We start from the raw sequence: 26,474 nt of genomic DNA on the forward strand, positions 1-26,474 counted from the left end.
GGGTTTGGGGTATGAAGCTTGATTTGGCTTCCATCGTCGCCGCACTGGGCGGCCAATTGCATGGAGACGCGTCCCTTGTGGTGACTGGTCTGGCGCCGCTGGAGACAGCGACGCAGCAGCATGTGAGTTTTCTCAGCAACCCGCGCTACCAGCAGCAACTATTGGCCTCACGGGCGGCTTGCGTTATCGTGGCGCCGCAGATGGCGGATGCCGCTCTGTCGCGTGGCGCCTGCATCGTCTCCGACCAACCCTATGTCTATTTTGCGAGGCTCACCCAGCTGTGGAAGCGCGGGCTTGGTCCACAAAAGCCGCCTACGGTTCACCCCAGCGCCATCGTTGACGCTGAGGCTGTCGTAGACCCCACCGCCACTATCGGTGCGCTGTGCGTCGTGGAGCGGGGCGCCCGCATCGGAGCCAACACCGTGCTCAAGTCCCGCGTCACGGTGAGCGAGGGCTGTGTAGTCGGTGAACGCTGCATCATCCACCCCGGTGTGGTCATTGGCGCAGACGGATTTGGCTTTGCGCCCAACGGCGACAACTGGGAAAAAATTGAACAGCTGGGCGCGGTGCAGATCGGCAACGATGTCGAGATCGGGGCCAACACCTGCATAGACCGCGGTGCGCTGCAAGATACAGTCATTGAAGACGGCGTCAAGCTCGACAACCTGATCCAGATCGGCCATAACGTGCGCGTGGGCCGCAACACGGCCATGGCAGGTTGTGTGGGCGTGGCCGGCAGCGCAAGCATTGGCGAGCACTGCACGGTGGGCGGTGGCGCCATCATTCTGGGCCACCTCACACTGGGTGCAAACGTCAATATTTCCGCAGGCACGTTGGTCACCAAATCGATACCCAAGCCCGGCCACTACACCGGCATCTTCCCGCTGGACGACAACGCAAACTGGGAGCGCAACGCCGCAGCGCTGAAGCAATTGCACAGCCTGCGCGACCGCATCAAAACTTTGGAAAAAGAGACAAAAAAATGATGGACATCCACAAAATTCTCAAGAAGCTCCCACACCGCTACCCGTTCCTGCTGGTGGACCGCGTGCTCGAAATGGACAAGGGCAAATCCATCAAGGCTCTGAAAAATGTGACGATGAACGAGCCCTTCTTCGAGGGGCATTTTCCCCATCGCCCGGTGATGCCAGGGGTGCTGATGCTCGAAGCACTGGCCCAAGCGGCGGCTCTGCTGTCTTTTGATGCGCTGGACGTAGAGCCCGATGACAGCGTCATCTATTACTTCGCAGGGATCGATGGCGCACGCTTCAAGCGCCCGGTGGAGCCGGGCGACCAGCTGATACTGGAGGCAGAACTGCTGCGCATGAAAGCCGGCATCTTCAAGTTCAAAACCCGCGCCACCGTGGACGGTGAGCTGGCGGTAGAGGCAGAGCTGACCTGCGCGGTGCGCAACATTGCCTGAATCGGCAAGCCAAGCTGCCGTGAGCGCCATCCACCCCACTGCCATTGTTGACCCGGCTGCCCAACTGGACAGCACCGTCACGGTTGGCCCCTACAGTGTCATAGGACCGCATGTGCGCATTGGCGCCGGTACCACGGTCGGGCCCCACTGCGTCATCGAAGGCCACACGACGATTGGCCGCGACAACCGCATCTTCCAGTTCAACTCGCTGGGCGCGATTCCGCAAGACAAGAAATACGCCGGTGAACCCTGCGAGCTGCGCATTGGTGACCGCAACACCATCCGCGAGTTTTGCACCTTCAATATCGGCTCTCCGGGCGATGCCTTTGTGACCAGCATCGGCAACGACAACTGGATCATGGCGTACACCCACATCGCGCATGACTGTCAGCTTGGCAACCAGATCACGATGGCCAACAACGCCACGCTGGCCGGCCATGTGCATGTGGGCGACTGGGCGACGGTAGGCGGCCTGACCGGCGTGTTGCAACGCATGCGCATTGGCGCGCATGCCATGGTCGGATTTGCCAGCCATGTGGCCAAAGATGTGCCGCCGTTCATGGTGGTGGACGGCAATCCGCTGGCGGTGCGCGCGGTGAATCTTGTCGGCCTGCGCCGGCGCGATTTCTCGGCCGAGCGCATTGCTGCCATCCGTGAGATGCACAAGCTGATCTACCGCCAAGGCAAGACGCTGGACGAAGCGCGGATGGCGATTCAGGCGTTGGTGTCCACCATGCCCGAAGCGGCAGCAGACATCGCGCTGATGGACGACTTCCTTGCCACCTCTGCCAGCGGGATTGCGCGCTGACTATGCCAGCCCCGCAAGTAGCCATGGTGGCCGGCGAAGCCTCCGGCGACTTGCTTGCTGGCCTGGTGCTGGACGGTTTGCGCGCCCGTTGGTCGGATCTGCAGTCCAGCGGCATTGGCGGCCCGCAGATGGCCCAGCGCGGATTCCAGGCCCACTGGCCCAGTGAACGCCTGGCCGTGCACGGCTACAGCATCGAAGTCTTCAAGCGCGTGGCCGGCCTGTTGCGCATCCGCAAGCAGTTGCGCGAACGCTTGCTGCAGGAGCGGCCAGGCGTCTTCATCGGCGTGGATGCGCCAGATTTCAACTTGGGTCTGGAAACAGCGCTGAAGGCCCAGGGCATCCCCACCGTGCATTTCGTCTGTCCGTCGATCTGGGCCTGGCGTGCCGACCGTGTTGAAAAGATCCGCCGCGCCGCCGACCACGTGCTGTGCATCTTTCCATTTGAGCCGGACTTGCTGGCCCAACACGGTATTGCTGCCACGTATGTCGGCCACCCGCTGGCCAACGTGATTCCACTGGAGCCAGATCGCGCAGCCGCCCGCCACAAGCTCGGCCTGCACCAAGACGCGCGCGTGGTCGCCATACTGCCGGGCAGCCGTAAATCCGAAGTGGAATACCTGGCGCTTAGGTTCTTTCAGGCTGCAGCCCTCATGCAGCGTGCGCAACCAGCTATCAAATTTGTAGTACCCGCCGTGCCTTCGCTGCAGGCCCGCATCGCGGCATTGGCTGCCGAGGCGGGCATGGCCAACCACATCCAGATCGTGGCTGGCCAGTCGCACACCGTTCTGGCGGCCTGCGACGCCACGCTGATCGCCAGCGGCACGGCCACGCTGGAGGCGGCCCTGTTCAAGCGGCCCATGGTCATCGCCTACAACATGCACTGGTTGTCTTGGAAGCTGATGCAGCGCAAGCAACTGCAGCCCTGGGTGGGCCTGCCGAATATCCTCAGTGGCGAGTTTGTCGTGCCCGAGTTGTTGCAAGACCGTGCCACGCCAGAGGCCCTGAGCGACGCCATGCTGCAATGGTTTGACGCAATGGACCGCGAGCCTGCGAAAATAGAGTCCTTGCAACAGCGTTTTCTGGCGCTGCACCAAACGCTCAAACGCAACACCTCCACCTTGGCAACCGATGCGATCGAAAAAATTCTTGCACGCTGAACAGGTCACGCTGGCGTGGGACACACCGGGCCTGATGGCCGGCGTAGACGAAGCTGGCCGCGGCCCGCTGGCTGGGCCCGTGATGGCCGCCGCCGTGATACTGGATGAGCGCAATCCCATCCACGGCCTGGCTGATTCCAAAGTGCTGACCGCCCGCCGGCGCGAGCAGCTGTATGACGAAATCCGCGCCAAGGCGCTGTGCTGCTCAGTGGCCCATGCCACTGTCGAAGAGATAGACCAGATCAATATTTTGCAGGCCACGATGCTGGCGATGCGCCGAGCTGTGGAGGGCTTGCGCCTGGTGCCCGGCTTGGTCGTCGTCGATGGCAACCGCCTGCCGGTGCTGAGCATGCGGGCCGAGGCGCTGGTCAAGGGCGACAGCAAGGTCGCAGCCATTTCGGCGGCATCGATACTGGCCAAGGTAACGCGCGACCGCTGGTGTGCCGAGCTGCACGCCCAGTACCCGCAGTACGGCTTTGCCGACCACAAGGGCTACGGCACGGCCGAACACCTGGCGGCGCTGCAGACGCATGGCGCCTGCCCGCAGCACCGCAAGACCTTCAGCCCGGTGACCCGCGTGCTGGTCTACGCTTGAAGAGCACGCCGTGAACCAACCAAGCCTCGTCAGTTCGCACGACAACCCGCTGCTCAAAGAGCTGCGCAAGATCGCGCACGACAACACGGCCTACCGCAAGGCCGGGCGCTTCTGGATCGAAGGCGACCACCTGTGCAGCGCAGCCCTGCAACGCGGTGTGAAGCCTGCCGTGGCCGTGTTCACAGAGGAATACTGGCCGCTAGCCCCTGCCAGCTATGCACAAGCCGCTATCAAAAGTGTAGTCATCCCCAAGAAGTTGTTTGCCGAATTGAGTGGCCTGGAGTCACCGGCCGGCGTAGGCTTCGTGCTGGACTTGCCACAGCACACAGCCTTGCAACCCGCTGCCGCCACCGTCATCCTGGACCGTGTGCAGGACGCTGGCAACGTAGGCTCCATTCTGCGCAGCGCAGGGGCGTTTGGGTTCAAGCAGATCATCGCCCTTACGGGCACCGCCGCGCTGTGGTCCCCCAAGGTCTTGCGCGCCGGCATGGGTGCGCACTTCGGGCTGCACCTGATCGAGGGCGTGGGTCTGGACGACTTGCAGGCCCTGCAAGTACCCATCGTCGTCACCAGTTCCCACCAGGGTGAGCTGGTGCAGAAGCTGCGTTTGCCCCCAGCCACTGCGTGGGCTTTTGGCCACGAAGGGCAGGGCGTCAGCGCCGAGCTGATGGCCCGCGCCGCCTTCCACGCGCGCATTGCGCAACCGGGGGGTGAAGAGTCGCTTAATGTGGCAGCTGCGGCTGCGATCTGCCTGCACGCCAGCGGCTTGCTGGGCGAATAAGAGAAGCCAAAGGCTGTGATTTGTCGCTACGATTTTGGTAGCGGCTTACGCACGCCCCACGAGGGCTAGCGGCCGATTGGATCCATGGCCAACGCAGCCATCCACTCCGACCAGTAGTCAATGCAGGCCCGTATCTTGGGCAGACGGTGGCGCTCCTGCAGGATCACGGCGTAGATCGGTACCTGGGGGCTGACGAAATACTCTTGCAGGATCGGCACCAGCCGCCCCTGTCGTATCAGCGGCATGGCGGCCATGTCGTGTATGCGGGCAATGCCCAAACCCTGCAGCACCAGGTTGACCAGCAGCGCCGTGTTGTCGGCCCGCGTTTGGCCGTTGACCTGTAGCTCGGCCTGGCTCTGATCCAGCGGATCCGTCCATACCCAGCGGTTCAGCGAAGGGCTGGCGCTGTTGGCCAGCAGGTGGTGGCGCTCCAGGTCTCGCGGGTGGGTTGGCGTGCCATGGGTTTGCAGGTAGTCGGGTGCGGCACACACTGTGCGGCCAAAGGCGCCTATCTGGCGTGCAACCACCGTATCGCTGCTGGGCGTGCCACTTCGGATGGCGATGTCAAAGCCCTCGCGCGCCATGTCGGCGATGCGGTCGTCGGCGCTGATGTCCAGGTGCAGGTTCGGGTAGCGCTGGTACAGGCCCGGCAGGCTGGGCGCGATCACGCAATCGGCCATCAGCGGGCTTGCCGTGACGCGCACCCAGCCGCTTGGGCCGCTGATCTTGCCGGTGAGTTCGCTGTCTAGCTCGGCCGTGGTCTCCAGCAGGCGCCGGCCATAGCCCAAAAATGTGTCCCCCTCATCCGTCAGACTCAGTCCGTGCGTCGTGCGGTGCAACAGGCGCACGCCGCACGCAGCCTCCAGCCGTGCAAGCGAGCGGGTGACCTGGCTGACGGGTACATCGCGCTCGCGGGCGGCTGCCGAAAGGGTGCCCAGCTCGGCAATGCGAGCGAAGAGGGCGACGTCGTCTAGTTGGAGTTGCATGGGGGTATTGTCCGGCGGTGTTGCAAATAATGCAAAACCAATAGGCTATTTACGCTGTTTCCGATGTTTGGATTAACCAATAAAGTTCATTCCATCGCAAGCCAATAGAAGGACCCCCATGTATCCCACCACCCCGATCACCGCCGCCGAACGTGCTGCCCTGCATACCCGTGCCCGCAGCCGGGCCCAGCAGTTGCGCCGCAGTGCCGTAGTCGCATTCTGGCAAGGCATCCACCGTCTGGCCGCCTGTGCGCTACTGGCCGCCCGGCGCGGTGTGCTGCGTATCGCCAATTTTTCCCGTCAACCATCAGGAGTTTGAACATGCCCACCTTGTCATTGAAAGTAGCGCCCTTGCTCAACCCGGCCCAGTACCGCGCTCTGGCCCATGCGCTGACCCAAATAACTGCGAAGCACCTTGGCAAGCGCGAAGACGTCACTGCCGTTGTCATCGACGATATGCCCGCCGCGCATTGGTACATCGGCGGTCGCGATGTGGACCGGGCCACGGCCTTGCTGGAGATCAGCATCACTGCAGGCACCAACACGGTGGCCCAGAAAGAGGCCTTCATCGCCGCCGCCTATGCCGAGCTGGAGCGGCAGTTGGGCCACGGCCAGGCACTGGAAGAAGCAAGCTATGTCATCGTGCGTGAAGTGCCCGCCAGCGATTGGGGGTATGGCGGCCAGACCCAGGCCGCCCGCAAGCAACAACAGCAACAGCGCGCACTGGGCATCGTGTAACTCGGCATCCTGTAGAGTCCCGTGCATGGGATTTTTCAGATTTTGTTGTGGTGTGGCGTGCTGTGTAGGCGCTCTGGTACCGAGTTTGGCACTCGCCCAAGGTGTGGGCGAGGCGATCTGGATACCCATGCAAGAGTCTGCCACCTTCGGTCGAAGGGACATCCAGCTCGAGGCCACGCTCTACAAACCCGCTGGCGCTGGGCCGTATCCGACAGTCGTTTTCAGCCATGGCTCCAGTGGAGGCCCTATCCCCGCGGACTACACAGAAAAAGCTGCGGGCCTTGCGGCCTACCTGAGCGGCAAAGGTATTGCGTTGCTCGTACCCATGCGCAGGGGCAGGGGGCAATCCCAGGGACGCAATGCCGAAGAGCCGTCGGCGTGTACGCCAGAGGCTGCCCGGTATGGGCTGGACTATGCGAGTGCGGCACTGGACGCTACGTTTGACCTGCGCAAGCAGCCTTGGGCTGCACTGAACAAAGTCATACTTGCCGGCCATTCCCGCGGCGGCATCCTGTCCGTCATCTATGCGGCTGAACACCCGGGGGTGTCGATTGGCACTATTAACTTCTCAGGCGGGTGGAAAAACGACAACTGCGGACCGGTGGATATCAACTTGGCCCTGTTTGCGGCTGCAGCCGGACGCGGCAGGGTTCCTAGCCTCTTTCTATATGCGCAAGGCGACGGGTTTTATTCGGACGCCTCCATGCAAACGTACGCACAAGTGTTTACGCAAGCGGGAGGTGACGTGGACTTCAGGTTTTTTCAAATTGAAAAGGTGAACGGCCATCTTTTGTTCCACCGCGCGCGCCCGGTGTGGGAAGGGGCGGTGGGCACGTTCCTGCAGCGCGTCGGCGCGGTTCCGCTGGCCACTGAATGACAGTCCTTCACGCGTCGGGTTGTGGCGTTGCCGCTGTGGTCGGTGCGCGCAAGCAACTGTTTGCGTTGACTTTCCGTACTGTGTTGCGCTGCGTGTACCGATGCGTTTTGGGCCTTTGCGTCGCTGCGCTGCTCGCCTGCCAATCAAAGGCGGCGCCACAGGTGCTGCCATTGCCCACCTTGCCGGCAGGCTCCATCGAGCTGCGGGTGGCGTACGTGGTCAACGACCGGCTGCCCAAAATGTCCAGTGTGCAGCTCGCTGCGCTATTGGCGAGTCTGCGGGCCACGGCACAGGAACACTTTGGTGTGGAGTTGCTGTTTTCCGAGGTAACCGAGCTGCCCATTGAGCGCGTGTTCAGTGGCATACCGTCTGCCAAGCGGGTGCAGGCTATGGGGGGCATCTTCGACTTCAAATCCGGCAGGGGCGATTTGGCACGCCTCAAGGCCGAGTTTGCCAAACAGTTTGCCGCGCAAAGCGGTTCGTTGGCTGATCGCATTGCGTTTGCCCAACCGTATGCGCCCGGGTTGCGCAGCACGGCGAAGGTACAAGAATTTGCCTCAGCTATCGCTGACCTTCAGTTGCAGCGTTTAAATCTTTGGCGGGACTTGAAAGCCATCGATGGTGGGCCTGTGATCGATGAGAACCCTTACAACGAATTCACGCTGTGGCTGGCTTTGGGCTATTCAGATCTGCCATATGAACTCGTGTTGACCAACCAGATCATTGCCAGCATCGAACCCAACTATCCGGAGGTGCACAGCGCCATACGCGGGGGGTATTCGAACGGCGTTACCACTTCCAGCAAGCAGTCGCGTTATGGGACGGTGTCAGTGTGGAGTACGTTTGCATTTACCGACAATAGCGAGTATTGGGTCAAGGTCCGCAATGGTGAACGCTATGAGCCGATGGAGGCCGCCCAATTGGCAGGCGCAGCAGCCACGCACGAGGTGGGTCACCAACTGTGGCATCTGTCTCACCCTTTCGCCAGGCCCGCATGCGTGATGAGTCCGGTGCCCATGTTCGCGTACCGAGAGTGGCGCGGCAAGTTGTCGGCGCCCGATTGCCGCCTGGGCAGTGACCCGTCCATGACGCCCGGGGCCTTCAAGTTCCCGCACTAGGCTGGCGGCTAAACTGCGGCTCTTCGCGCAACTCCGCCAACCTCCAATCGCATGCATCCCCATCGTTCCAACGGCCTCGACACGCTGCGCGCACTCGCCATTGCGCTGGTTTTCATGTACCACTACATGGTGTTCGTGTCGGGTGAGCCGACCTTTGGCTGGGCCAGCAGCGTGGGCTGGGTGGGGGTGGATCTGTTCTTCGTGCTCAGTGGCTACCTGATCGGCAACCAGTTGTTCGCCGGCCTGGCCGGGCAACGCGAGCTGTCGCTGTCGCGCTTCTATGCGCGTCGGGCACTGCGCACCTGGCCGGTGTTTTGGTTGGTGCTGGCGGCATACTTTGCTTTTCCGGCGGCCATGGGCGGCAAGCCACCGCCACCGCTGTGGCAATTTTTAACCTTTACCCAAAACTTCCAGCTGCAGCCGGGCACCGCGTTTTCGCACGCCTGGTCGCTGTGCATTGAGGAGCAGTTTTACCTGGTGCTGCCGCTGGTCGTGTTGCTAGCGGTCAAGGTGGGCAGCAGCAGGGTTCAGGCGTGGATGCTGTTGTTGGCGCTGCTCGTAGTGGGTATTGCAGCGCGCTGGATGCTGTGGTCCGAATACGGGCTGGAGGAAGGCGGCAAGATTGCGGGTTACTACCCCAACGTCTACTACGCCACACTGGGTCGGTTTGATGAATTCCTGCCCGGTATCGCCGTTGCGCTGGTCAAGAACGGCCACCCCGTGCTGTGGCAGCGCTTGATGCTGCGGGGCGGCGCGCTGTTCGGCGTGGGCGTGGCGGCCGTACTCGCGGCGCTGTATGGCGTGTTGCGCCACTATTACGTGGACGGCTATGGCTATCCCTTCTTCATGAGCGTGTTTGGCTACTCGCTGGTTGCCATGGCGTTTGCATTGCTGGTCGTCTCTGCATTGAGCCCTCGGTCTCCGCTGTACCGCATTCGGATCCCGGGCGTCTATCAGCTGGCGCTGTGGTCGTATTCCATTTACCTGACGCACAAGCCCGTTGCCTACCTGTTGAAAGCCAACCTGGCGCCGTACGCGCTGTCGCAACCTGTGCTGTTGCTCGTCATCACAAGCGCCTGCATCGCTGTAGGCGGTGTGCTGTACCGCCTGGTCGAGCTGCCATTCATGCAGCTGCGCGACCGTGGCGTGCCCAGCCTGTTCCGACCGGTGCCTGCGGTGACCGGGGTGCAGCCGGCTTGAGCGGCAAAAATATTGCTATTAATTCTATAGCTGGCTACGCTAATCCCGCGAGGGCTACAGCCACTTTTCATATGCAAGCCTCACTTGGGATGCATACCCAAACGGCATAATCGGGTGAGAGCGGCCCAGTATCCCCCGCTATAATGGGAGGCTTTCCAGAAAACTGCCGTCCCAAGCGCATTTCAAGCACCTTTCCCAACCTACATCAGCCGCCAAGAATCGTTCTTGAGCTCGCTTGGGCGTACCCGTAACACACTCGGAGAACCCAGTGCTTTTGTCTCTTAAGGGAACCACCCCCCCCGCCATCCTGGCGCTCGCAGACGGCACGGTCTACATTGGCAATTCCATTGGAGCCCCAGGCTCCACAGTCGGAGAGGTCGTGTTCAACACGTCCATGACCGGCTACCAGGAGATCCTGACCGATCCCAGCTATTGCCAGCAGATCGTCACCCTCACTTATCCCCACATCGGCAATTACGGTACCAATCCCGAAGACATCGAGTCTGACAAGGTGCACGCCGCAGGTTTGATCATTCGTGATCTGCCCATGGTGGCGTCCAATTTTCGCAGCACCGCCACACTCAGTGAATACCTGGTGCAGGCCGGTACGGTGGCCATTGCCAACATCGATACCCGCCAGTTGACACGCCAACTGCGTACCCAAGGCGCGCAAAACGGTTGCATTCTGGGCTTGGCTTCCGGTGAGGTGGTAACTACTGCCCTGGTGGACAAGGCGATTGCAGCGGCCAAAGCGGCGCCGTCTATGTCGGGCTTGGACTTGGCCAAGGTCGTGTCCGCATCCGAAACCACGCAGTGGACCGAAGCCGAGTGGACCTTGGGCAACGGTTATGGCCAGCAGACCGCGCCGCGCTTCCACGTCGTGGCCTACGACTTTGGCGTCAAGAAGAACATCTTGCGCATGTTGGCCGAGCGCGGCTGCAAGGTCACCGTGGTGCCGGCGCAGACTTCGGCTGCCGAGGTGCTGAAGCACAAGCCGGATGGAATTTTCCTGAGCAACGGCCCCGGTGATCCTGAACCCTGCGACTACGCCATTGCTGCAACCCGCACGCTGATCGATTCCGGCATCCCCACGTTTGGTATCTGTCTGGGTCATCAAATTTTGGCACTGGCTTCCGGCGCCAAGACCTTCAAGATGAAGTTTGGCCACCACGGCGCTAACCACCCGGTCAAGGATCTGGACAGCGGCCGCGTTTCTATCACCAGCCAGAACCACGGTTTTGCGGTAGACGAGAAAACCTTGCCCGCCAACCTGCGCGCTACCCACATCAGCCTGTTTGACAACACGCTGCAGGGCCTGGAACGCACGGACAAGCCCGCGTTTTGCTTCCAGGGCCACCCTGAGGCGTCGCCCGGACCACACGATATCGGCTACCTGTTTGATCGCTTCATCACGATGATGGAAACGGCGAAGGGCGAGCGCGCATGAGCGCCGCGCCGGGCCGCCCCAAGCAAGCTCGCACCGCAGTGCGCAGCACGGAGGTTGTTCAATGAACTTTTACGGTGTCACCGATTTGTGGACCTATGTGGTGGGGGCTTTTGGCATTATTTTGTTGCCCGGCCCCAATTCGCTGTTCGTGTTGTCGGTGGCAACGGCGCGCGGCGTCAAGGCCGGTTACCAGGGTGCCGTAGGTGTATTTGTGGGCGACACGATCCTGCTGATGCTGACCGCGCTCGGCGCTGCCAGCCTGCTGCGCGGCAACCCAACGCTGTTCATGGTTGTCAAATATGCCGGCGCGGCCTACCTGGCGTGGCTGGGTTTGAATCTGGTCTGGGCTGCCATCCAGAAGTGGCGCAGTTCGGATATGCCAGAAGCACAAGCTGTGGCCGAGACACCGACCAATCTGGCGCACCCATTCAAACGGGCACTGGTCATCAGCTTGTTGAACCCCAAAGCGATTTTGTTTTTGCTGTCGTTCTTTGTGCAGTTCATTGACCCGACCTACGAGACACCCGCCGTGCCGTTTTTGATACTGAGCGCCATCGTCATGGCTTTCAGCGCCCTGTATTTGTCCGCGCTGATTTTCGCTGGTGCCCACCTGGCCCAGATTTTTCGCGCGCGCAAGCGCCTGTCTGGCGCGCTATCCAGCGCCGTGGGCGGATTGTTTCTGTGGTTTGGCGCCAAGCTGGCCACCGCGAGCCTGAATTAAGCAAGCCCGAATTGATTGAAAAGTAGTAAAGAGCAGAGAAGAAGAAATGCCAAAACGTACCGACATCCAAAGCATCCTCATCATCGGCGCCGGCCCCATCATCATTGGCCAGGCCTGTGAGTTCGACTACTCCGGCGTGCAGGCTTGCAAGGCGCTGCGCGAAGAGGGCTACCGCGTCATCCTGATCAACAGCAACCCCGCAACGATCATGACCGACCCTGCCACGGCGGATGTGACCTATATCGAGCCCATCACTTGGCAAACGGTCGAGAAGATAATTGCCAAGGAAAAGCCGGACGCGATCCTGCCCACCATGGGTGGACAGACCGCGCTGAACTGCGCGCTGGACCTGTGGCACAACGGCGTGCTGGCCAAATACAACGGTGCGGCTACCGGCAAACCGGTCGAGTTGATCGGTGCTACCCCCGAAGCGATTGACAAGGCCGAAGACCGTTTGAAGTTCAAGGACGCGATGACCAAGATCGGTCTGGGCTCCGCCCGCTCCGGCATTGCGCACAGCATGGAAGAGGCGTGGAGCGTGCAAAAGACGCTGGGCTTCCCAACTGTGATCCGCCCTAGCTTCACGCTGGGTGGCACCGGTGGCGGCATCGCCTACAACCCCGAAGAGTTTGAAGTCATCTGCAAGCGCGGCCTGGAAGCCTCGCCGACCAACGAGCTGCTGATTGAAGAATCGCTGCTGGGTTGGAAAGAGTACGAGATGGAAGTGGTGCGCGACAAGGCGGACAACTGCATCATCGTCTGCTCCATCGAAAACCTGGACCCCATGGGCGTGCACACCGGCGACTCCATCACGGTGGCACCGGCGCAAACGCTGACCGACAAGGAATACCAGATCTTGCGCAACGCCTCGTTGGCCGTGCTGCGCGAAATCGGCGTGGACACCGGCGGATCGAACGTGCAGTTCTCCATCAACCCCGACGATGGCCGCATGGTCGTCATCGAGATGAATCCTCGTGTGTCGCGTTCATCCGCATTGGCCTCCAAGGCCACCGGTTTCCCCATCGCCAAGATTGCGGCCAAGCTGGCCGTTGGCTTTACGTTGGACGAGTTGCGCAACGACATCACCGGCGGAGCCACTCCCGCATCGTTCGAGCCCAGTATCGACTACGTGGTTACCAAGATCCCGCGTTTCGCGTTCGAGAAATTCCCCGCTGCGGACAGCCGTCTGACGACACAGATGAAGAGTGTGGGTGAGGTCATGGCCATGGGCCGCACCTTCCAGGAATCCTTCCAGAAAGCCCTGCGCGGCCTGGAAGTGGGCGTGGACGGCTTGAACGAAAAAACGCAAGACCGCGAAGTGCTTGAAAAAGAGCTGGGCGAGCCAGGCCCCGAGCGCATCTGGTACGTGGGTGATGCCTTCGCCCAGGGCATGAGCGTGGATGAAGTTTTCGCGTTGACCAAGATCGACCGTTGGTTTTTGGTGCAGATCGAGCAGATCGTCAAGATCGAGTTGGAGATTGAACGTTTGCCACAGCCCGCTAGTGGCACGGCATTTGACAAGATCGACGCGGCCACGCTGCGCAGCCTCAAGCAAAAGGGTTTTTCCGACCGCCGCTTGGCGCGCCAGTTCAAAACCACCGACAAGGCCATCCGCGAAAAGCGCCGCGCCCTGGGCGTGCGCCCCGTCTACAAGCGCGTGGACACCTGTGCGGCCGAGTTCGGCACCAACACGGCCTACATGTACTCGACCTACGAGTCCGAAGGCGCAGAGTGTGAGGCCGAGCCGACGACCAACAAGAAGATCATGGTGCTGGGCGGTGGGCCCAACCGCATCGGCCAGGGCATCGAGTTTGACTATTGCTGCGTGCACGCGGCACTGGCCATGCGGGAAGACGGTTACGAGACCATCATGGTCAACTGCAACCCCGAGACCGTGTCTACCGATTACGATACGTCCGACCGCCTTTACTTCGAGCCGCTGACGCTGGAAGACGTGCTGGAAATCGTCGACAAGGAAAAGCCGGTTGGCGTCATCGTGCAATACGGTGGCCAAACACCGTTGAAGCTTGCGCTCGATCTGGAAGCCAATGGCGTGCCCATCATCGGCACCAGCCCGGACATGATTGACGCGGCCGAAGACCGCGAGCGTTTCCAGAAGTTGCTGCACGAGCTGAAGCTGCGCCAGCCACCCAACGCCACGGCCCGTACCGAGCCCGAAGCGCTGGAAAAGGCTGCGGCGCTGGGTTACCCATTAGTCGTGCGCCCAAGTTATGTGCTGGGTGGCCGCGCGATGGAGATCGTCCACGAGCAACGCGACCTGGAGCGCTACATGCGCGAAGCGGTCAAGGTCAGCCACGACTCCCCGGTGCTGCTGGACCGTTTCTTGAACGACGCGATTGAATGTGACGTGGACTGCATCCGCGACGCAACCGGCGTGACCTTTATCGGTGGTGTCATGGAACACATCGAACAAGCCGGCGTGCACAGCGGTGATTCTGCGTGTTCGTTGCCACCCTATAGCCTGAGCGCGGCTACGGTCACGGAGATCAAGCGCCAGACCGCGGCGATGGCTGCCGCGTTGAACGTCGTGGGTCTGATGAATGTGCAGTTCGCGATTCAGAGCGTGGATGGCAAAGACGTGATCTACGTGCTGGAAGTGAACCCCCGCGCATCGCGCACCGTGCCGTTTGTGTCCAAGGCCACCGGCATTCAGTTGGCCAAGGTCGCGGCGCGCTGCATGGTCGGCCAGTCGCTGGCGTCACAAGGCATCACCAAGGAGGTGACACCGCCGTATTTCAGCGTCAAAGAGGCCGTGTTCCCCTTCGTCAAGTTCCCCGGTGTGGACACCATCCTCGGCCCCGAGATGAAGTCCACCGGTGAAGTCATGGGTGTGGGCAAGACTTTTGGCGAAGCGTTTGTGAAGTCGCAGTTGGGTGCAGGCACCAAGCTGCCGCGTTCCGGCAAGGTGTTTTTGACTGTCAAGAACAACGACAAGTCACGCGCAATCGGCGTGGCACGTGCGCTGGTCTCTCTGGGATTCACGTTGGTGGCCACCAAGGGCACGGCCGCTGCCATCACCGCGACGGGTGTGCCGTGCAGCGTGGTGAACAAGGTGGCGGAGGGCCGCCCGCACATTGTTGACATGATCAAGAACGAAGAGATCGCCATGGTCATCAATACCGTCGAAGAACGCCGCAACGCGATCGCTGACTCACGCCAGATCCGTACCAGCGCGCTGCTGGCCCGGGTGACAACCTACACCACCATTGCAGGTGCAGAGGCGGCGGTGGAGGGCATGAAGTATCTGGACCAGTTGGACGTGATTTCTGTGCAGGAAATGCACGCGCAGTTGCAGGATTAAGCGGAACGCGTAAGAATTGGCATAATCGCTTTTGTAAAGGACAGTGCAGCGTTGCGATGCTGCGCTGTCCTTGTCGCTTATACGGGCCGTTTCGGCCCTTATTGTTTCCTAGACTTTTTGTTTTCTCTCTGAACATGGCAACAACCTTTCCCATTACCAAGCGTGGCGCTGAACTGCTCAAGGCCGAGTTGCACAAACTCAAGACTGTGGAGCGTCCTGCGGTGATTGGTGCGATCTCCGAAGCCCGCGCCCAGGGCGACCTGAGCGAGAACGCCGATTACGACGCTGCCAAGGAGCGCCAGGGTTTTATTGAAGGCCGTATTCAAGAAATCGAGGGCAAGCTGGGCGTGGCCCAGGTTATTGAGCCCTCGTCCATCCACTCCGAGGGCCGCGTAGTGTTCGGCGCAACGGTTGAATTGGCTGACGAGGAGACGGGAGACCGCGTCAAGTACCAGATCGTCGGCGAGGACGAGGCTGACATCAAACAGGGGCTGATCAACATCAGCAGCCCCATTGCCCGCGCACTGATCGGCAAGGAAGAAGGCGACACCGCCATTGTCGTGGCTCCGGGCGGTGAACGCGCCTACGAGGTCGTGGCCGTTCAGTACATCTGATCGCATTCCCTGCAGCATGCGCCATATGCCGGTTTGGGTCGCTGCCCTGTGGTGGGGCAGCCTGAGCACCTTGGGCTTCTTTGTCGTGCCTATGTTGTTCGCGCACCTTCCGACCCCGGCGATGGCCGGCAATATGGCCGCCAAGCTGTTCAGTGTCCAGACTGCTATTTCCACCGTATGCGGCCTGGTTCTGCTGATGCTCTTTAGGTCAAACAAGGCGCTAACCCCCGCGGACATTGCGCAGTCCGCTACGCTTTTTGTAGTGGGCGGAGTGCTGATGGCCCTGCTGGTGGAGTTTGGCGTCACGCCGCACATCGTCGCTCGCGACAACCTGGCCTTGTGGCATGGGGTTGGCACGGGGATGTATGTGGTGCAGTGGGTGTGCGCCGCAGTGGTGTTTGGCAAGTTGGCCAAACGCGGTCCCCACTAATCTAGTCAACTGCAACGGCCGGGGCGGTCTACACCAATCTCGCCATGGCGGGTGATGTCGGGGGCCGATTTGTGCGCATTTGGCACCATGAGGCCCCCGGCATTGCCCGCCGTGGCAGGCGCACCGAATAACAAACCTAAGTCTGGCTGCGCTTCTTGACGCTGACCTGTGGCTTGGGCTTGGCACGCTTCACATTTCCACCAGCGGTCAGGCGCTGGTTGCCCAGAACGCGCAGAGTTTTGACTTCAGGACGCTGACCAGCCCGTTTGCTGTATTTCAAAACCTTGACGTCGCGGGGACCGGCCATGCGGTCTTCGTCGACAGCTTTTTCCTTCTCCAGCTTGGGGCGCCACAGCACCAGCAATTTGCCAATGTGCTGGATCGGTGCCGCACTCAGGTCTTGCGCCAGTGACTGGAACATGGCCTCGCGGGCCACGCGGTCATCCGAGAAAACGCGGACCTTGATCAAGCCATGGGCGTTGAGGGCAGCGTCGATCTCTTTTTTGACATTGGCAGTCAGGCCGTCGTTACCGACCATGACTACGGGGTCCAGGTGGTGCGCGTCGGCACGGTGATCTTTGCGCTGGGCAGGGGTCAGTTGAATTAGAGGCATACCTGTATTATCGGTTGAACGGAAACTGGGCGGTAGAGCCGTCCACTGAGAAAGTAATCATGAAAACCAAAGCCGGCAACAAAAAGGTCAACAAGGCCTGGTTGCACGACCATATCAACGATCCCTACGTCAAGCTGGCCACGCGCGAAGGCTACCGCGCCCGCGCCGCCTACAAGCTCAAGGAGATCGACGAAACCCTGGGTCTGATCAAGCCGGGCCATCTGGTCGTAGACCTGGGTTGTACGCCAGGCGCCTGGAGCCAATACGTGCGCCGCCGGCTGTCCCCCACCGGTGCGGCGGTAGGGGCGCTCAACGGCACCATCATTGGCCTGGACCTGTTGCCGATGGAGCCGATCGAGGGCGTGACCTTCATCCAGGGCGATTTTCGCGAGGCCGATGTGCTGGCCAAACTGGAACAAGCACTTCAGGGCCGTCAGGCCGATCTTGTCGTCTCGGACATGGCCCCTAATCTGTCCGGCATATCGTCAGCAGACGCTGCGCGCATTGAGCATTTGGTCGAATTGGCCATCGAATTTGCCCAGAACCACATGAAACCCCAGGGCGCGCTGGTGGCCAAGGTGTTCCACGGCGGCAGCTACAACGATGTGGTGCAGCACTTCAAAGCCGCGTTTGATGTGGTCAAACCGCTGAAGCCCAAGGCGTCACGGGACCGTTCGTCTGAAACTTTTCTGGTGGGTTTGGGTCTCAAACGGCAAGGGGGCTAAGCGGGTGTCGATAGTCGCAGTGGCTGACACATGCCTGTTATGCACTTGCGGTATATGTGGCATAAAGCCCCGAAAATGTATGTTGCGTACCTTGAAACGCCTAAAATGCGTCTCAGATATGCACAGTACCCCTTGTTGTGCCCCTATTGGAGCTTCGCTTGAATAATCAGTGGTTTTCAAAAATTGCAGTGTGGTTGGTGATTGGCCTGGTGCTTTTCACCGTCTTCCGGTCCTTTGACAAGAGCGGAACCTCCGGCGTCACCACCGTCGGATACTCCGACTTTTTGGAAGAAGTGCGCAACAAGCACGTTAAGAACGCCATCATTCAGGACGCTGGCTTGGGCGGATCCGATATCTTGGCTGTCACCACCGATGACCGCAAGATCCGGACTACGGCGCCCAATATCGACAAGGGTCTGATCGGTGACCTGATCAACAACAACGTCAAGTTCGATGTCAAGGCGCGTGAGGAAGAATCTTTCCTGGTGCGCCTGCTGATCAACTTTGGCCCCATGCTGCTGCTGGTTGGCGTCTGGATTTATTTCATGCGCCAAATGCAGGGGGGCGGCAAGGGCGGCGCTTTCAGCTTCGGCAAGAGCAAGGCCAGGTTGCTGGACGAAAACACCAACACCGTGACCTTTGCCGACGTGGCCGGTTGCGATGAGGCCAAAGAAGAAGTGAAAGAAGTCGTCGATTTCCTGAAAGACCCCAGCAAGTTCCAGAAACTGGGCGGCCGCATTCCCCGTGGCCTGCTGCTGGTCGGCCCTCCGGGAACCGGTAAAACCCTGTTGGCCAAGTCTATTGCCGGTGAAGCCAAGGTGCCGTTCTTCAGCATCTCGGGTTCCGATTTTGTGGAAATGTTTGTCGGCGTGGGCGCATCCCGTGTGCGCGACATGTTCGACAACGCCAAGAAAAATGCACCCTGCATCATCTTCATCGATGAAATCGATGCCGTGGGCCGCCAGCGTGGTGCGGGCTTGGGCGGCGGCAACGACGAGCGTGAACAGACGCTGAACCAGATGCTGGTCGAGATGGACGGCTTTGAGACCAATGTCGGCGTCATCGTGGTAGCCGCCACCAACCGCCCTGACATTCTGGACGCCGCACTGTTGCGCCCCGGTCGTTTTGACCGCCAGGTCTACGTGACGCTGCCTGATATCCGCGGCCGCGAGCAAATTTTGGCTGTCCACATGCGCAAGGTACCGCTGGGCCAGGACGTGAACCCCAACGTCATCGCGCGGGGCACGCCGGGTATGTCGGGGGCTGATCTAGCCAACCTGTGCAATGAAGCGGCCTTGATGGCGGCACGCCGCAATGCGCGGGTCGTCGAGATGCAGGATTTCGAGAAGGCTAAAGACAAAATCTTCATGGGCCCCGAGCGCAAGAGCGCCGTGATGGACCCCGATGACCTCAAAAATACCGCGTACCACGAGGCGGGGCATGCTCTGGTCATGATGATGCTGCCCAAGCATGATCCACTGCACAAGGTCACCATCATGCCCCGTGGGCGCACGCTGGGTGCTGCCTTCTACCTGCCCGAGAAGGACAGGGTAAGTCGGGACAAGGAATACATGTTGGTGAACATGGCGAGCTTGTTCGGGGGCCGGGTGGCTGAAGAAGTTTTCATGGACCAGATGACCACAGGTGCCAGCAACGATTTCGAGCGCGCTACCCAGATCGCGCGCGATATGGTGACCCGTTACGGCATGTCGGAGGCCCTGGGCCCAATGGTCTACGCCGAGAATGAAGGCGAGGTCTTTTTGGGACGCTCGGTTACCAAGACTACCAACATCAGCGAAGCCACCATGCAAAAGGTTGATGCCGAGGTACGGCGCATCATTGACGAGCAGTATTCCCTGGCGCGCCGGCTGATTGAGGAAAACAAGGACAAGATCCACGCCATGGTGAAAGCCTTGTTGGCTTGGGAAACCATCGACAGGGAGCAGATTGATGACATCATGGCGGGCCGCGAGCCACGTCCGCCGAAAGATTGGGTACCGCGGACTATTGCCACGGGCGGTGGCAGCGGGGGCAACGGTGGAGCACCCGCCGTCTCTACGGATCCCGCACCCACGGTTGTATGATCCAGTGAAACTAAAACAGACGGGGCCTTGTGCCCCGTTTTCTCATTTCTGGACTGCGACGGGAGTACGGCCATGCGATGGCAAACCAGCCACTTTTTGATCGACCTGGGCACGCCCAAGGTCATGGGCATTGTCAATGTGACGCCCGACTCGTTCTCCGACGGCGGCCAGCATGCCAGTCGTAAGGCCGCGTTGGCGCACTGCGAAAAGCTGGTGAAAGACGGTGCCGACATTTTGGACATTGGCGGCGAATCCACCCGCCCTGGGGCCCTGCAACTTCCGGTGGAGGAAGAGCTGGAGCGCGTGCTGCCGGTTGTGCGTCACGCGGTCAAGCTGGGCGTGCCGGTATCTGTGGACACCTATAAGCCAGAGGTCATGCAGGCCGTGCTGGACTTGGGAGCAGACATCATCAATGACATATGGGCCCTGCGCTGGACCGGTGACCCCGCCGGCCGCTCCGGCGTGGACGTGGTGCGGCAGCACCGCAACTGCGGCGTCTGCCTGATGCACATGCACCGCGACCCGCAGACCATGCAAGCGGCGCCGATGGAAGGCGAGGTCATGCCACAGGTGCTATCTTTTTTAGAGCGGCTTACGCACGACCTGCGAGGGCTGGGGGTCGATCCGGCTCGCATCTGTATCGACCCCGGCATCGGTTTCGGCAAAACCGTGCAGCAGAACTTTGCGCTGCTGGCACAACAGGCTGCGCTGCTGCCCATGGGCTATGCGGTGCTGGCGGGCTGGTCGCGCAAGTCTTCGCTGGCGGCTGTGGCCGAGCGTTCGCTGTCAACGGTGGCGTCGCTGGACGTGCACGACCGCCTGGTGCCCAGCGTTACCGCGGCGCTGTTGGCGGTGCAAAACGGCGCCCACGTGGTTCGCGTGCACGATGTCCGGGAAACGGTGCAGGCGCTGCGGGTTTTCAGTGCCATGCAGCAGCGGTGCTGAGGCGGGCTTTGGTTTTTCAAAAAGAAGTAAACGTACAAACATGACACGACAATATTTTGGTACCGATGGCATACGCGGTACGGTGGGCCAGGCCCCCATTACCCCCGACTTCGTGATGCGCCTTGCGCATGCAGTGGGCCGTGTGCTCAAGCGCACCGAGGCTCGGCCTACGGTGCTGATCGGCAAGGACACCCGTATCTCCGGCTATATGCTGGAGAGCGCGCTGGAGAGCGGTTTCAACTCTGCCGGAGTGGATGTCGTGCTGCTGGGCCCGCTGCCCACGCCGGGTGTGGCCTACCTGACGCGGGCACAACGCGCGTCACTGGGCGTGGTTATCAGCGCCAGCCACAATCCGTTTGCCGACAATGGCATCAAATTCTTCAGCGCCCAGGGCACGAAACTGTCTGACGCGTGGGAGCTGGCCGTAGAAGCTGCCGTGGGCGAGCCACCGGTATGGGCCGATTCGGCATCGCTGGGCAAGACCCGCCGTCTGGATGATGCAGCCGGTCGTTACATCGAGTTTTGCAAGAGCACCTTTGCCAATGACCTGACACTCAAAGGCATGCGAATCGTTGTCGACGCCGCGCACGGTGCGGCCTACCACATCGCACCCAAAGTCTTCCACGAGTTAGGCGCTGAGGTGGTCGCCATCGGTTGTGCACCCGACGGCCTGAACATCAACCACGACGTAGGCGCCACCCATCCGGCCGCGCTGGTATCTGCGGTCAAGGACCACCGAGCCGACTTTGGCGTGGCGCTGGACGGCGACGCCGACCGCCTGCAAGTGGTGGACGCGCAGGGCCGCCTGTACAACGGCGACGAGCTGCTATACCTGATGGCAGATGACCGTCTACGTCGCAACGAGGACGTGCCCGGCGTAGTGGGCACGCTGATGACCAATTTGGCCGTAGAAGTGGCGCTTAAGGCACGTGGCGTGCAGTTTGTGCGCGCCAAGGTGGGCGACCGCTACGTGCTGGAAGAGCTGGAAAAAAACAAATGGATTCTGGGCGGCGAAGGCTCGGGCCACCTGCTGGCGCTGGACAAACACACAACCGGTGACGGCCTGATATCCGCCCTGCAGGTGCTGCAGGCTTTGCAGCGCAGCGGCAAGACGATAGCGCAGTTGTTGTCGCAAGTGACGCTGTTCCCGCAGACCCTGGTCAATGTGCGACTCAAGCCCGGCCAAGATTGGAAGAGCAATGCCCGTATGGAGCAGGAAACCCGTGCCGTGGAAGCCGAACTGGGCGATACCGGCCGCGTGCTGATACGCGCCAGTGGCACCGAGCCGCTGGTGCGCGTCATGGTCGAGGCACGCGATGCACTCCAAGCCAAAACCTGCGCCCAACGCATTGCCGACACCTTGGCCGTCTGAGAATCTGCCGATGACGACCACTACTATCCGCGTGCTGCGCGCCGACTATGCCAACCCTATCCACGCAGAAGCTCTGATCCAGCTTATGGAGGCCTACGCCCACGACCCCGCCGGCGGTGGCCATGGCCTCAGCGATTTCGTCAAGACCAACCTGGTGGCCGAGCTGGCTGCGCGGCCCCAGGCTTACAGCGTGCTGGCCTTTGATGGGGACCACGCCGTAGGTCTGGTCAACTGCCTGGAAGGCTTCTCCAGCTTTGCCTGCCGCCCGCTGGTCAATGTGCACGATGTGGCCGTGCTGGCCAGCCATCGGGGTCAGCGCATTGCCGAAAAGATGCTGGCTCTGGCCGAATCTTTGGCTCTGGAGCGCGGCGCCTGCAAGCTGACGCTGGAGGTACTGTCTGGCAATGCGGGCGCCTACAAGCTGTACCAGCGCCTGGGTTTTGCCAACTACCAGTTGGACCCCGCGATGGGGCAGGCACAGTTTATGCAGAAGTGGTTAGACTGAGCAGTTACGCCTAGGCCCCGGGCTTGCAGAAAGAGGGGGGCCATACAGCAGACACCGTCAACCAGGGGGTCCCATGCCAAACAAGCACAGAACGATTGCCATCGTCGAAGATGACGCCATGATGGGTGCCTTGATCGTTCAGATGCTGGCCCAGCATGACCAAGTCGCAGTGCACTACCAGGCCGGGTTGGACCTGCTGCGCAGCAGCGCTCTGCAAACTTACCAGACCATTGTCCTGGACTTGTCACTCCCCGACATAGACGGCTTCGAAATGATCAGCCGACTCGCCGACCATGCGCCTATGGTGGACCTGCTTTTGATCAGTGGTCGCGGCAATGCCACCCTTGACAGCGCACGCCTGGTGGCGCAAGGCCTGGGCTGTCATGTGGTCGCAACCCTCAACAAACCCTTTTCCAGCATGGAGTTGTGCATCGCCTTGAAGCTCGAAGGCGCTTTCTCCCCATCGCAGCGCATGCCGCTGGGCTAGTCGTACCAGGCGCGCAGCGCGTCGGCATGCAGCTTTGCCCGCGCTTCGTTGACCGGCACCCACCGCGCGTGGCTGGCGGTGGCCCGCGATAAAAAATCGAGCAGCGACAAATGCCGCCGCAACACGCGGTGCTGGCGGTGTGCGATCAATGGGTTGAAGATGCCCTTCAGCGAAAACATCTGGCGCGGGTTCTTCTTGATCCACAGCCACGAGCCCATCTCCAGCGTCAGCGGCAAGAAGATGCGTTCCGGCTCGACGCAGGCCTCCCGGTACAGGTAATCCCAAACATCGCCGTGGGCCAGGTACTGCAGGCTTTGCGGCTCGAACACATAGGGGTGGTGGCTGTAGGTTTGTAAAAACACCTCTTTTAGCGCCTGCATCTCCGCCAAGTGCGCGATCGGCTTGCGGGTATGGGCGTAGGGCAGCCAGATGCGGTCGCTGGCGCCAAAGCCTGAGTGGCAGTCCAGAGCCATGCTGAAGGGGCGCGACAGCAGCTCGCTGCGCACGGTGTCGCACAGCGCCATAGCCTCTGGCTCCATATCAGCGTCGGCCCGTCCGCGGTACCACGGCAGCGTTGCGCTGATGCGCTGGCCGCCCACCAGAAACGGAACCTTGTCCACCGCATCCACTGGCGCATTGCGCATCAGGTCTACGCCTTGCGGGTTGGCACGCGTGCCCAGCAACATGCCACCGGGGTTGATGATGGGCATGAACAGCAGGCGCACCGATTCCAGTTGGCTGTGCAGCGTCGCGTCCCACTGCAGGCGCATCACCAGGCTTTGCAGGAAAGCGATCACCACCTCAGCGCCGATACGCTCCAGCCCGTGCACACCACCGAAGAAGCCGATAGCGGGCACCTGCGGGCTGGGGTTGCCCAGGCTGATAGCGTAGACGGGCAGGGCGGTACCGGCAGGGGCTGTTACCTGGTGCGCCACCCGCACCTGCAGGTGCGGCGCGCCCAGGTCCAGGATACGTTCCAGGGCTTCGAGTTCTGGCAGATGGGTGGCTTGCACGCTGGAGTACGGGTTGAGGGCAACAGATGGAGAAGCGCCAAGCTTAGCCCGCAAAGCCTCTTGTTGCTGCATGGCACAGCGTAGGGCAGGGGTATGGATGCTTTACGCAAAACTGTCACACAACGTCGATAGCCTAGAGGTCTTACTACACCACTAGGAGGCCACCATGCTCTGGAAACTTTTGGGTTTGCAAAAGAAGCTGGATGCTTTGTTTGACGATGGCTGGATCAGCCTGGGTCTGCCCACGGGTGGCAGCAGCGCTGCGAAGGCCTGAGGCCATGCGTCGCCTGTATGTGCTCAGCAGCATCACCTGGGGCGTGGTGGAGCTGGTAGCCCTGCAACGCTCTCGCTACCAGGCCTGGCGGCGGCGACGCTAATGGATTGTCTTTTATTTCTGTATTGACAGAAATAAAAGACAGAAGTACAGTTGCAGCCAAGGACACACCGGCATGCAACTCAGCGAAACCAGCCAAAAATTCATACTCCACTGGGGCGAGATGGGCACGCGCTGGGGCGTCAACCGCACCGTGGCCCAGATCCATGCGCTGCTGTACCTGGCGGGCAAGCCACTGCCGGCTGACGAGATTGCCGACACGCTGAACGTGGCGCGCAGCAATGTCAGCAACTCCATCCGCGAGCTGCAGGCCTGGAACCTCACCAAACTGGTCCATGTGATGGGCGACCGGCGCGACCATTTTGAATCCAGCACCGATATCTGGGAACTGTCCCGCACCATCGTGCGTGAGCGCCAGGAGCGCGAGTTGATGCCCACGATTGCCATGTTGCGTGAGCTGTTGAACCACCCCGAGATCATGCTCGACGGCGTCGAGCGCGCCAGCCGCATGCGCGAGATGCTGACCATGCTGGAGACGATGACCGCGTGGAGCGACGAGATGCTGCGCCTGGACACCGAAACCCTGACCAAGGTTCTCAAACTAGGTGCCAAGATCCAGAAACTGATACGCGGTGAGGCCGCCAGTACCGACGCCAAATCCGCAACGCGCGACAAGACTACCGATCTGCAAGCCATGGGTTCGGTGATAGGGCCCTGAATGCAAAGACGGGCCTTTTTTTGCCCTTTAATTTCTGTTTAGACAGAAATAACTGAATGAAAGGATTGCGTATGAACGATGAGCGACCCGACAGCAGCCACTATCCCCTGACCCTGTACTTCGATGCGGCTTGCCCGGTCTGCAACCTGGAGATGGACAACCTGAAGGCCCGCAATACCGCAGGACGGCTGCGCTTTGTCGACATCAGCAACCCGGCCTTTGACCCGGCACCGCTGGGCGTCAGCCTGCAGGCGCTGAACGGCTTGCTGCACGCGCAGCGCCCCGATAGCAGCCTGATCATCGGCGTCGAAGTGTTCCGGCTGGCCTATGGTGCTGTGGGCCTGGGGCACTGGACGGCGCCTACGCAGTGGCGGCTGGTTGCGCCGAGGATAGAGCAGGCGTATGGCGCGTTTGCGCGCAACCGCTACGGCCTCTCTCGCGCCACGATGCCGCTGCTGCTGTGGCTGCGCCGATACCGGGCGCAGCCGCGCGCCGCACAACTAGAGCACACGGCGCCGCGTGCCGCGCGGGCCGCAACAGCCTGCCACGACGGGGTGTGCGCCCCATCCACCGGGGTAAAACCATGAACATCCTCGTCTTCGGCGGCGCCGGCGTGCTGGGCCGCGCCATTGCCAGTAGCCTGCGTCGGGCCGGCCACACCGTGACAACGGCCGGGCGCACCGGCTGCGATGTGGCGGTGGATTTCCGCTTTGACACCACGCCCGAAGCCTTTGCCGAGCTGTTGCGCGGCACGCACATTGTCGTCAACGCCGTAGGCCTGCTGATCGAGCGCGGCGACAACCGGTTCGACGCAGTCCACGTGCAGGCACCCGCAGCGCTGTTTGCCGCCTGCGCCAAGGCGCGCGTGGCCCGAATCGTGCAGATATCCGCGCTGGGGGTTGGCACTGGCATACCCGGCGCTTACATGGCCAGCAAGCTGGCGGCCGAGCAGGCATTGCAAGCGGGCCCGGTGGACTACGCGATCGTGCGTCCAGCCTTGCTGTTGGACGATGCCAGCCCTAGCACCCGGCTGTTCCGATTTCTGGCCCGGCTGCCCGTGATCAGCCTGCCGGGGTTGCTGCACCCGGGCGCCTCGCGCATGGCGCCCATCCATACCCAAGACGTGGCCGATGCGGTGGCCAACCTGTGCGAGTACCCCAAGGCGCTGCGCCGCGTCGTGGAGCTGGCCGGTGCGCAAACCCTGTCATACCGCGAGCTGCTGGCGGGCTTGCGCCGTGCGGCGGGCAAGGGCGCTGCGCTGTACCTGCCGATGCCATGGTGGCTGGTGCATGTGGGTGCTTGGATGGCTACATTCCTGCCGCAAAACGTGTTCAGCCGCGACACCGTGCGCATGCTGCAGGCCCAGAGCCTGCCCAGCCCCAATGCTGCCCAGACCTGGCTAGGCCATATGCCAAAACCAGCGCTAGCCCTCGTGCAGAGCGCGTAAGCAGCTACCAAAAA

The 26,474-nt window shown here is 61.3% G+C and carries 28 protein-coding genes; 25 read left to right on the top strand and 3 right to left on the bottom strand.

Going from position 1 to position 26,474, the window contains the following annotated elements; translation table 11 throughout:
- Positions 1–11: 11 nt before the first annotated feature.
- The 6 genes from lpxD to AC097P_RS14655 are packed head-to-tail and all read left to right on the top strand — an operon-like array spanning position 12 to position 4,764.
- Positions 12–986, top strand: a complete 975-nt coding sequence (gene lpxD / locus AC097P_RS14630; RefSeq protein ID WP_479611161.1) for a UDP-3-O-(3-hydroxymyristoyl)glucosamine N-acyltransferase — start codon at positions 12–14, stop codon at positions 984–986.
- Positions 983–1,423, top strand: a complete 441-nt coding sequence (gene fabZ, locus AC097P_RS14635; RefSeq protein WP_479611162.1) for a 3-hydroxyacyl-ACP dehydratase FabZ — start codon at positions 983–985, stop codon at positions 1,421–1,423. Before lpxD ends, fabZ begins: the two co-directional genes overlap by 4 nt.
- 19 nt (positions 1,424–1,442) lie before the next feature.
- Positions 1,443–2,231: an acyl-ACP--UDP-N-acetylglucosamine O-acyltransferase gene (gene lpxA / locus AC097P_RS14640; protein WP_479611163.1), complete on the top strand. Its 789-nt coding sequence runs from the start codon at positions 1,443–1,445 to the stop codon at positions 2,229–2,231.
- 23 nt (positions 2,232–2,254) lie between these two features.
- Positions 2,255–3,388, top strand: coding sequence for a lipid-A-disaccharide synthase (gene lpxB, locus AC097P_RS14645; RefSeq protein ID WP_479611646.1), 1,134 nt, complete (start codon positions 2,255–2,257; stop codon positions 3,386–3,388).
- Positions 3,360–3,983, top strand: coding sequence for a ribonuclease HII (gene rnhB / locus AC097P_RS14650; protein ID WP_479611164.1), 624 nt, complete (start codon positions 3,360–3,362; stop codon positions 3,981–3,983). The genes lpxB and rnhB overlap by 29 nt, the downstream gene beginning before the upstream one ends.
- A 10-nt stretch (positions 3,984–3,993) precedes the next feature.
- Positions 3,994–4,764, top strand: coding sequence for a TrmH family RNA methyltransferase (locus AC097P_RS14655; RefSeq protein ID WP_479611165.1), 771 nt, complete (start codon positions 3,994–3,996; stop codon positions 4,762–4,764).
- A 65-nt stretch (positions 4,765–4,829) separates the two neighbouring features.
- Here the strand turns inward: AC097P_RS14655 and AC097P_RS14660 are convergent, their stop codons facing one another.
- Positions 4,830–5,750: a LysR family transcriptional regulator gene (locus tag AC097P_RS14660; RefSeq protein ID WP_479611166.1), complete on the bottom strand. Its 921-nt coding sequence runs from the start codon at positions 5,748–5,750 to the stop codon at positions 4,830–4,832.
- Positions 5,751–5,868: 118 nt separating this feature from the next.
- On the opposite strand from AC097P_RS14660, the gene AC097P_RS14665 reads away from it, so the two are divergent.
- From AC097P_RS14665 to AC097P_RS14710, 10 genes are all read left to right on the top strand, one after another.
- The gene (locus AC097P_RS14665; protein ID WP_479611167.1) at positions 5,869–6,069 is read left to right on the top strand and encodes a hypothetical protein; all 201 of its coding nucleotides are present in this window, start codon (positions 5,869–5,871) and stop codon (positions 6,067–6,069) included.
- 2 nt (positions 6,070–6,071) lie between these two features.
- Positions 6,072–6,488 (top strand): tautomerase family protein, encoded by a 417-nt coding sequence (locus AC097P_RS14670; RefSeq protein WP_479611168.1) that lies wholly within the window; start codon positions 6,072–6,074, stop codon positions 6,486–6,488.
- An 85-nt stretch (positions 6,489–6,573) separates the two neighbouring features.
- The gene (locus AC097P_RS14675) at positions 6,574–7,365 is read left to right on the top strand and encodes a dienelactone hydrolase family protein (RefSeq protein WP_479611169.1); all 792 of its coding nucleotides are present in this window, start codon (positions 6,574–6,576) and stop codon (positions 7,363–7,365) included.
- The gene (locus AC097P_RS14680) at positions 7,362–8,483 is read left to right on the top strand and encodes a hypothetical protein (protein ID WP_479611170.1); all 1,122 of its coding nucleotides are present in this window, start codon (positions 7,362–7,364) and stop codon (positions 8,481–8,483) included. The genes AC097P_RS14675 and AC097P_RS14680 overlap by 4 nt, the downstream gene beginning before the upstream one ends.
- Positions 8,484–8,534: 51 nt before the next feature.
- Complete coding sequence (locus tag AC097P_RS14685) at positions 8,535–9,683, top strand: acyltransferase family protein (protein WP_479611171.1); 1,149 nt, start codon at positions 8,535–8,537, stop codon at positions 9,681–9,683.
- Between the two features lie 268 nt (positions 9,684–9,951).
- Positions 9,952–11,130 (top strand): glutamine-hydrolyzing carbamoyl-phosphate synthase small subunit, encoded by a 1,179-nt coding sequence (gene carA, locus AC097P_RS14690; RefSeq protein ID WP_479611172.1) that lies wholly within the window; start codon positions 9,952–9,954, stop codon positions 11,128–11,130.
- Between the two features lie 61 nt (positions 11,131–11,191).
- Positions 11,192–11,851 (top strand): leucine efflux protein LeuE, encoded by a 660-nt coding sequence (leuE, locus tag AC097P_RS14695; protein WP_479611173.1) that lies wholly within the window; start codon positions 11,192–11,194, stop codon positions 11,849–11,851.
- Positions 11,852–11,897: 46 nt separating this feature from the next.
- Positions 11,898–15,173: a carbamoyl-phosphate synthase large subunit gene (gene carB, locus AC097P_RS14700; RefSeq protein WP_479611174.1), complete on the top strand. Its 3,276-nt coding sequence runs from the start codon at positions 11,898–11,900 to the stop codon at positions 15,171–15,173.
- A 134-nt stretch (positions 15,174–15,307) separates the two neighbouring features.
- Positions 15,308–15,787, top strand: a complete 480-nt coding sequence (greA, locus tag AC097P_RS14705; protein WP_479611175.1) for a transcription elongation factor GreA — start codon at positions 15,308–15,310, stop codon at positions 15,785–15,787.
- A 25-nt stretch (positions 15,788–15,812) separates the two neighbouring features.
- Complete coding sequence (locus AC097P_RS14710; protein ID WP_479611176.1) at positions 15,813–16,217, top strand: DUF4149 domain-containing protein; 405 nt, start codon at positions 15,813–15,815, stop codon at positions 16,215–16,217.
- A gap of 136 nt (positions 16,218–16,353) precedes the next feature.
- On the opposite strand, the gene AC097P_RS14715 is transcribed toward AC097P_RS14710, so the two are convergent.
- Positions 16,354–16,830: a YhbY family RNA-binding protein gene (locus tag AC097P_RS14715; protein WP_479611177.1), complete on the bottom strand. Its 477-nt coding sequence runs from the start codon at positions 16,828–16,830 to the stop codon at positions 16,354–16,356.
- A 59-nt stretch (positions 16,831–16,889) separates the two neighbouring features.
- On the opposite strand from AC097P_RS14715, the gene AC097P_RS14720 reads away from it, so the two are divergent.
- The 6 genes from AC097P_RS14720 (at position 16,890) to AC097P_RS14745 (ending at position 22,948) form a co-directional block, all read left to right on the top strand.
- Positions 16,890–17,555, top strand: coding sequence for an RlmE family RNA methyltransferase (locus AC097P_RS14720; protein ID WP_479611178.1), 666 nt, complete (start codon positions 16,890–16,892; stop codon positions 17,553–17,555).
- A gap of 158 nt (positions 17,556–17,713) precedes the next feature.
- On the top strand, positions 17,714–19,639 hold the full coding sequence (ftsH, locus tag AC097P_RS14725) for an ATP-dependent zinc metalloprotease FtsH (RefSeq protein WP_479611179.1): 1,926 nt from the start codon (positions 17,714–17,716) through the stop codon (positions 19,637–19,639).
- A 72-nt stretch (positions 19,640–19,711) separates the two neighbouring features.
- Positions 19,712–20,584, top strand: a complete 873-nt coding sequence (gene folP / locus AC097P_RS14730; protein WP_479611180.1) for a dihydropteroate synthase — start codon at positions 19,712–19,714, stop codon at positions 20,582–20,584.
- A 40-nt stretch (positions 20,585–20,624) separates the two neighbouring features.
- Positions 20,625–21,956, top strand: coding sequence for a phosphoglucosamine mutase (gene glmM / locus AC097P_RS14735; RefSeq protein ID WP_479611181.1), 1,332 nt, complete (start codon positions 20,625–20,627; stop codon positions 21,954–21,956).
- Positions 21,957–21,966: 10 nt separating this feature from the next.
- Complete coding sequence (locus AC097P_RS14740; protein WP_479611182.1) at positions 21,967–22,461, top strand: GNAT family N-acetyltransferase; 495 nt, start codon at positions 21,967–21,969, stop codon at positions 22,459–22,461.
- A 73-nt stretch (positions 22,462–22,534) separates the two neighbouring features.
- The gene (locus AC097P_RS14745; protein ID WP_479611183.1) at positions 22,535–22,948 is read left to right on the top strand and encodes a response regulator transcription factor; all 414 of its coding nucleotides are present in this window, start codon (positions 22,535–22,537) and stop codon (positions 22,946–22,948) included.
- Here the strand turns inward: AC097P_RS14745 and AC097P_RS14750 are convergent.
- The gene (locus AC097P_RS14750; protein ID WP_479611184.1) at positions 22,945–24,033 is read right to left on the bottom strand and encodes a M14 family zinc carboxypeptidase; all 1,089 of its coding nucleotides are present in this window, start codon (positions 24,031–24,033) and stop codon (positions 22,945–22,947) included. The two genes, AC097P_RS14745 and AC097P_RS14750, sit on opposite strands and share 4 nt — an antisense overlap.
- Before the next feature lie 377 nt (positions 24,034–24,410).
- Between AC097P_RS14750 and AC097P_RS14755 the strand changes: the two genes are divergently transcribed.
- Genes AC097P_RS14755 through AC097P_RS14765 form a run of 3 tightly spaced genes read left to right on the top strand, consistent with a single transcriptional unit; the run spans position 24,411 to position 26,460 of the window.
- Complete coding sequence (locus AC097P_RS14755; RefSeq protein WP_479611185.1) at positions 24,411–25,013, top strand: GbsR/MarR family transcriptional regulator; 603 nt, start codon at positions 24,411–24,413, stop codon at positions 25,011–25,013.
- Positions 25,014–25,069: 56 nt separating this feature from the next.
- A complete protein-coding gene (locus AC097P_RS14760; protein ID WP_479611186.1) occupies positions 25,070–25,600 on the top strand; it encodes a thiol-disulfide oxidoreductase DCC family protein in 531 nt (176 codons plus the stop codon).
- Positions 25,597–26,460 (top strand): NAD(P)H-binding protein, encoded by an 864-nt coding sequence (locus AC097P_RS14765; protein WP_479611187.1) that lies wholly within the window; start codon positions 25,597–25,599, stop codon positions 26,458–26,460. The genes AC097P_RS14760 and AC097P_RS14765 overlap by 4 nt, the downstream gene beginning before the upstream one ends.
- Positions 26,461–26,474 lie beyond the last annotated feature (14 nt).

This window comes from Rhodoferax sp. ZS1R8 (assembly GCF_056521325.1).